The following is a 387-nucleotide window of genomic DNA, read 5'->3' as shown; positions in this document are numbered from 1 at the left end:
CGACGGCGGAGAGGATCGACCCGACCGGCGAACCGAGCTGCGGGATCGCGGCGTAGAACGCGCGCTTCACGGGACTGGAGTGCTCGGTCGCCAGCAGGATGGAGCCGCCCCACTCTCCACCCAGCGACAGGCCCTGCGCGATGCGCAGCACCAGCAGCAGCACGACGCCCCGTTGTCGGCGATGAGCGAGAACCCGACGGGTGCCCCGGTGGGCGTGCCGAAGATCACGAAGTAGATGCCCACGAGCAGGAACGCCACGAGCGCCGTGACCTTGATGAGCGCGAACCAGAACTCCAGCTCGCCGAAGACCTTGACCGACACGAGGTTCACCGCGAGCACCGTGACGAGGGCGGCGAGCGCCCACACCCACTGCGGAACGGCGCCGAT

1 pseudogene is annotated in these 387 nt (G+C 69.0%); it reads right to left on the bottom strand.

Annotation, left to right across the window (positions count from 1 at the left end):
• Positions 1–168 precede the first annotated feature (168 nt).
• A pseudogene (locus I5G_RS21230) lies at positions 169–387 on the bottom strand (L-asparagine permease); the annotation flags it as partial.

Source organism: Microbacterium sp. B19, from assembly GCF_000333395.1.
GTDB lineage: Bacteria > Actinomycetota > Actinomycetes > Actinomycetales > Microbacteriaceae > Microbacterium.
This window is presented reverse-complemented; position numbering and strand designations above follow the sequence as displayed.